The organism is Sandarakinorhabdus rubra (genome assembly GCF_010994245.1).
In the GTDB taxonomy this organism is placed as follows: Bacteria; Pseudomonadota; Alphaproteobacteria; order Sphingomonadales; family Sphingomonadaceae; genus Sandarakinorhabdus; species Sandarakinorhabdus rubra.
Window position 1 is genome coordinate 1 of the sequence record NZ_WMHO01000153.1, and the last position, 6448, is coordinate 6448.

Here is a 6448-nt window from a genome sequence, read left to right on the forward strand (position 1 = left end):
GCCCGCCCCTCTGGCCAGCGCCCGGCAGCGCCGCCGGCCCGCCCGGCGCCCGGCCAATCCGCTCCAACCAGGCCGCGCATGTCGCCGGCCGAACTGGCCGCCATGTACCAGCGCCAGGCCGAGGAAGAGCGGCTGCGCCTGCTGGAGGAAGTCCGCATCCGCGAGGAGCAGGAGCGGGCCCAGCGCGAGGAGGAAGAGCGTCGCCGGATCGAGGAGAAGCGCCACCGCGAGGAGGAACTTGCCACCCGCCCCGATCCGCAGCCGGCGGCCGATGACGGCCTTGTCATCCCCGGTGATGCCATTGAGGATGATGACGATTCGATGCGGGTGCGCGCCATTCCCGGCCGCAAGCCCGAAGCCCCCAAGCCGTCGCGGCTGAAGCTGGGCGATGATCGCCGCAAGTCGGGCAAGCTCACCGTCACCCGCGCGCTGGACGAGGATGGCAACACCCGGATGCGCAGCCTGGCAGCGCTGCGCCGCGCCCGCGAGAAGGAGCGCGGCCGTCTGGGCAGCCAGCCCAAGCAGGTGCGCGATGTCACCGTGCCCGACACGATCACCGTGCAGGAACTGGCCAACCGCATGGCCGAGCGCACCAACAACGTGGTGCGCCTGCTCGCCCGGCTGGGCGTGCCCACCGCCGCCCACGAGGAGATCGACCAGGACACCGCCGAATTGGTGCTGACCGAGTTCGGCCACAACATCGTGCGCGTGTCGGCCAGCGACGTGGAAAAGGGCATGGTCGGCGAGGCCGACGTGGAAGAGGATATGGTGCCCCGCCCGCCGGTGGTCACCATCATGGGCCATGTCGACCACGGCAAGACCAGCCTGCTCGACGCGCTGCGCGGCTCCAACGTGGTGAAGGGCGAGGCCGGCGGCATCACCCAGCAGATCGGCGCCTACCAGGTGACGACGAAGGACAAGCAGAAGATCACCTTCCTCGACACGCCGGGCCACGAGGCCTTCACCCAGATGCGGGCGCGCGGTGCCAGCGTCACCGATATCGTGGTGCTGGTGGTGGCGTGGGACGACGGGATCATGCCGCAGACCATCGAGGCCATCCAGCACACCAAGGCGGCCGGCGTTCCGATGATCGTGGCCATCAACAAGATGGACAAGGCGGGCGCCGACGCAAGCCGCATCCGGACCGATCTTCTCCAGCACGACGTGCAGGTGGAAGATATGGGCGGCGACGTGATGAGCGTCGAGATTTCCGCAGTGAAGAAGACCGGGCTTGATGATCTTCTCGAGAAGATTCTGCTCCTCGCCGAGATCCAGGAGCTGAAGGCCAACCCGACCCGCGCCGCCGAAGGCACGGTGATCGAGGCGCGGCTGGACAAGGGCAAGGGCCCGCTGGCCACCGTACTGGTGCGGCGCGGCACCCTGAAGCGCGGTGACATCTTCGTGATGGGCCAGGAGTGGGGCCGCGTGCGCGCCCTGACCGACGACAAGGGCGCCCAGTTGAAGGAGGCCGGCCCGTCGATGGCGGTCGAGGTGCTGGGTCTGAACGGCGTACCGCAGGCCGGCGACCCGGTGACTGTGGTGGAGAACGAGGCCCGCGCCCGCGAAGTGGCGGAGTATCGCACCGGGCTGGCCACCGCCCAGCGCACCGGGGCAAACGGCCCGGCACGGCTGGAGGACATGTTCTCGGTGCTGCGCGCCAAGAAGGCGCAGGAGTATCCGCTGGTCATCAAGGCCGACACGCAAGGCTCGGCCGAGGCGATTGCCGGCGCGGTGTCCAAGATCGGCAGCGACCAGATCCGCGCCCGCGTGCTGCTGTCGGGCAGCGGCGGCATCACCGAAAGCGACGTGACGCTGGCCAAGGCGTCGGGCGCGCCGGTGATCGGCTTCAATGTCCGCGCCAATGCCAAGGCCCGCGAGATCGCCCAGCGCGATGGCGTGGCGCTGAAATATTATGATGTCATCTATGACCTGATCGAGGACGTGAAGGCGGGCATGGCCGGCCAGCTCGGCCCCGAGGCGTTCGAGACGGTGGTGGGCCGCGCCCAGGTGCTGGAGGTGTTCCAGGCTGGCAAGACCGGCAAGGCCGCCGGCCTGCGCGTGCTGGAGGGCTATATCAAGAAGGCCCTGCGTGCCCGCGTCATGCGCGACGATGTCATCATCTACACCGGCTCCATCGCCTCGCTGCGGCGCTTCAAGGACGATGTGCCGGAGGTGAAGGCTGGCCTTGAGTGCGGCATCACGCTGGCAGATTCGTCGGATGTGAAGGCCGGTGACATCGTCGAGACGTACGAAGTCGAGATGAAGGAGAGGACGCTCTAGCGCAGCGCCGCGAGCGCGCGCGCCGCGCGCCGACAGGCGCAAGCTCGGCCAGCGGGCACGCGCGGCGGCATCAGCCGCCAACCGTGACCCGTCTGACGTCAACCGCGGCCTTGCCGCGGCGCCTTCACGGGTAAGGAAGAATGCCCATGCCCCGCTCCACCCCCGACGCCCAGGGCCGCCCCATCCGCCTGCAACGCATCGGCGAGCAGGTGCGCCACGCGCTGGCCGAGATCATCGCGCGCGGCGACCTGCGCGACGATCTGCTGGCGCAGACCATCATCTCGGTCTCCGAAGTCCGCGTCTCGCCGGACCTGCGCCATGCCACCGTGTTCGTGAAGGCTTCGAACGGAGATGACGAGGCGGTGGTGAAGGCGCTGGCCACCCACGCCAAGTGGCTGCGCGGCGAGGTCGCCCGGCGGCTGGCGACGAAATACACGCCCGACCTCAACTTCCGCCGCGACGAGAGTTTCGATGCCGGCGCCCGCATCGACGCCGTGCTGCGCCGTCCGGAGATCGCCCGTGATCTGGGCACGGGCAAGCCGGCACGCGGCTGGAAGAGCCTGGCCGACAGCATCGGTGATGATGACGAGGACTGAACCGGCCGCGCTGAGTGGCTGGATCATCCTCGACAAGCCGCTGGGCCTGACCAGCGCGCAGGGCGTCGCCGCCGTGAAGCGCATCCTTCGCCAGTGCGGCCTGCCCATTCCGCGCATCGGCCACGGCGGCACATTGGATCCGTTGGCCACCGGCGTGCTGCCGATCGCGCTGGGCGAGGCGACCAAGCTTGCGGGCCGCATGCTCGATGCCGCCAAGGCCTATGAGTTCACCATCGGCTTCGGCGCCGAGACCGACACGCTGGATGCCGAAGGCGCCGTGGTGGCGACCAGCGAGGCTCGCCCCACCGCCGAAGCGGTCGCCGCCATCCTGCCGCGCTTCACCGGCGCGCAGGACCAGGTGCCGCCGGCCTATTCGGCGCTGAAGGTGGATGGCCAGCGCGCCTATGCCCTGGCCCGCGCCGGTGCGGACGTGCAGCTCGCCACGCGGCGGATCACCGTCCACCGCCTCGATCTGCTGGCCGCCACGGAGGACAGCGCCACCCTGCGCTGCGACGTGTCGAAAGGCACCTATGTCCGCAGCCTGGCGCGGGACATTGCGCGGGTACTCGGCACCGTGGGCCATGTGACGATGCTGCGGCGCACGCGGTCCGGACCGTTCGCCCTTGATCAGGCGATAGCGCTGGACAAACTGGCCGAACTGGTGCAGGGGGCCGAGCTTGAACAGGCAATGCTGCCACTGATGGCAGGGCTGGACGACATCCCGGCTCTCGCCATCGCGCCTGATGAGGCGGCGGCGCTCCGACAGGGGCGCAGGCTTCACGGGCACCCAGCCAGCAACGGCACCCATCTCGCGGTCTGCGGTTCTGTTCCCGTGGCGCTTGTCGAGGCCCATGCGGGCGAGGTGCGGGTGCTGCGCGGGTTCAACATCTGATCAAGGAGTGACCCGATGTCGGTGACCGCCGAGAAGAAGGCTGAAATCATCAGCAGCAATGCCCGTGCCGCCAATGACACCGGTTCGCCGGAAGTGCAGGTGGCCATCCTGTCGGAACGCATCGCCAACCTGACCGAGCATTTCAAGACCCACGCGAAGGACAACCACTCGCGTCGCGGTCTGCTGGTTCTGGTCAACAAGCGGCGTTCGCTGCTGGATTATCTGAAGAAGAAGGATGAAGCGCGTTATACCGCGCTGATCACCAAGCTGGGCCTGCGCAAGTAAGCCCATCTGGTGCACGGGACGGCCCCTATCCGGGGCCGTTTCCATATCCGGCCCCGAACGAATGAGCGTTCGGGATGCCGGCGCCGCCACGAAGGGCGGCAACAACGCATGTGGCGACCGGCAATAGGGCCGCTTCGCCAGGGAAAGAGACTTCATGTTCACCATCCACAAGGAAGAGATCACCTGGGGCGGCCGCACGCTGACCCTGGAAACCGGCCGCATTGCCCGCCAGGCCGATGGCGCGGTGCTGGCCACGCTGGGCGAAACCGTGGTGCTGTGCGCCGTGACCGCCGCCAAGTCGGTCAAGGAGGGGCAGGACTTCTTCCCCCTGACCGTCAACTACCAGGAAAAATATTCCGCTGCCGGCCGCATTCCCGGCGGCTTCTTCAAGCGGGAGCGCGGCGCCACCGAGCATGAAACGCTCACCAGCCGCCTGATCGACCGCCCGGTCCGCCCGCTGTTCCCGGAAGGCTTCTACAACGAGATCAACGTCATCGCCCAGGTGCTGAGCTATGACGGCGAGGCCGAGGCCGATATCCTCGCCATGGTCGCCGCTTCTGCCGCCCTCACCCTGTCGGGCGTGCCGTTCATGGGGCCCATCGCGGGCGCCCGTGTCGGCTATATCGACGGCGAGTATATCCTGAACCCCACCAAGACGCAGGTGAAGGAAGGCGCGCTCGATCTCGTGGTCGCCGGCACCGCCGACGCGGTGATGATGGTGGAATCCGAAGCCAAGGAGCTTTCCGAGGAAGAGATGCTGGGCGGCGTGATGTTTGCCCACCGCTCCATCCAGCCGGTGATCGATGCCATCATCCGCCTCGCCGAAAAGGCCGCCAGGGACCCCTGGGACCTGGCCGTCACCGACGACAAAGCGATGCTCGCGACGCTGAAGAAGGCTGTCGGCAAGGATATCGATGCCGCCTATCGCCTGACCGGCAAGTCCGAGCGTCAGGCCGCGCTGGCCGAAGCCAAGAACAAGGCCAAGTCCGTGTTCCCGGATGCCAGCCCGCAGGAGCAGATGAAGGCCATCAAGCTGTTCAAGAAGCTTGAGGCCGAGATCGTGCGTGGCGCCATCCTGAAGGACGGCCGCCGCATCGATGGCCGCGACACCAAGACCGTCCGCCCGATCGAGGCGATGGTGGGCCTGCTGCCGCGCACCCATGGTTCGGCGCTGTTCACCCGCGGCGAGACGCAGGCGATCGTGACGACCACGCTGGGCACGGCCGATGCCGAGCAGATGATCGATGGCCTCGACGGCCTGAAGTATGAACGCTTCATGCTGCACTACAACTTCCCGCCCTATTCGGTCGGTGAAGTGGGCCGCTTCGGCGCGCCGAGCCGCCGCGACATCGGCCACGGCAAGCTGGCCTGGCGGGCGCTGCACCCGCTGCTGCCGTCGAAGGAAGAGTTCCCCTACACGATCCGCGTGCTGTCCGACATCACCGAGTCCAACGGCTCGTCGTCGATGGCGACCGTGTGCGGTGGCAGCCTTGCGCTGATGGACGCCGGCGTGCCGCTGAAGCGCCCGTGCGCCGGCATCGCCATGGGCCTTATCCTCGAAGGCAAGGATTTCGCCGTGCTGTCCGACATCCTGGGTGACGAGGATCACCTGGGCGACATGGACTTCAAGGTGGCCGGTACCTCCGAAGGCGTGACCAGCCTCCAGATGGACATCAAGGTGGCCGGCATCACCGAGGAGATCATGCGCGTAGCGCTCGATCAGGCCAAGGCCGGCCGCGCCCATATCCTGGGCGAGATGGCCAAGGCGCTGGACTCGACCCGCGAGGGCCTTTCGGCCCACGCCCCGCGCATCGAGACGATGTCGGTGCCCAAGGACAAGATCCGCGACATCATCGGCACCGGCGGCAAGGTGATCCGCGAGATCGTGGCCACCACCGGCGCCAAGGTCGACATCGAAGACGATGGCACGGTGAAGATTTCGAGCTCGGATCCGGCCCAGATCGAGGCCGCCCGCGCCTGGATCATCGGCATCGTCGCCGAACCGGAAGTCGGCGCGATCTACACCGGCAAGGTGGTCAGCCTCGTCGATTTCGGCGCCTTCGTGAACTTCCTCGGCGCCAAGGACGGCCTCGTCCACATCTCCGAAGTGAAGAACGAGCGCGTGGCCAACGTGCGCGATGTCCTCACCGAAGGCCAGAGCGTCAAGGTGAAGGTGCTGGGCGTCGATGACAGAGGCAAGGTGAAGCTGTCGATGCGCCTGGTTGACCAGGAGACCGGCGAGGAACTGCCCGACACCCGTCCGCCCCGGGAACCGCGTGAAGGCGGCGATGATCGCGGTCCGCGCGGTGACCGTGGCCCGCGTCGTGACGGCGACCGTGGCCGCGATCGCGGTCCGCGCCGCGACGGCGACCGGGGTCCGCGCCGTGACGACCGT

General features: G+C 67.9%; 5 protein-coding genes. All 5 read left to right on the top strand.

Annotated features, from left to right (window positions below; translation table 11 throughout):
- Nucleotides 1-2280, top strand: a 2280-nt coding sequence (gene infB, locus GJV64_RS10065) for a translation initiation factor IF-2 (RefSeq protein ID WP_164157109.1), incomplete at its 5' end; no start/stop codon positions are given.
- A gap of 146 nt (nt 2281-2426) precedes the next feature.
- Complete coding sequence (gene rbfA / locus GJV64_RS10070; protein WP_164157110.1) at nt 2427-2876, top strand: 30S ribosome-binding factor RbfA; 450 nt, start codon at nt 2427-2429, stop codon at nt 2874-2876.
- Entirely contained in the window at nt 2860-3768 is a 909-nt protein-coding gene (gene truB, locus GJV64_RS10075; RefSeq protein ID WP_164157111.1) for a tRNA pseudouridine(55) synthase TruB, read from the top strand. Before rbfA ends, truB begins: the two co-directional genes overlap by 17 nt.
- 15 nt (nt 3769-3783) lie before the next feature.
- Nucleotides 3784-4053, top strand: a complete 270-nt coding sequence (gene rpsO, locus GJV64_RS10080) for a 30S ribosomal protein S15 (protein ID WP_164157112.1) — start codon at nt 3784-3786, stop codon at nt 4051-4053.
- 154 nt (nt 4054-4207) lie between these two features.
- A partial coding sequence (gene pnp / locus GJV64_RS10085; protein ID WP_164157113.1) for a polyribonucleotide nucleotidyltransferase occupies nt 4208-6448 on the top strand: 2241 nt, incomplete at its 3' end.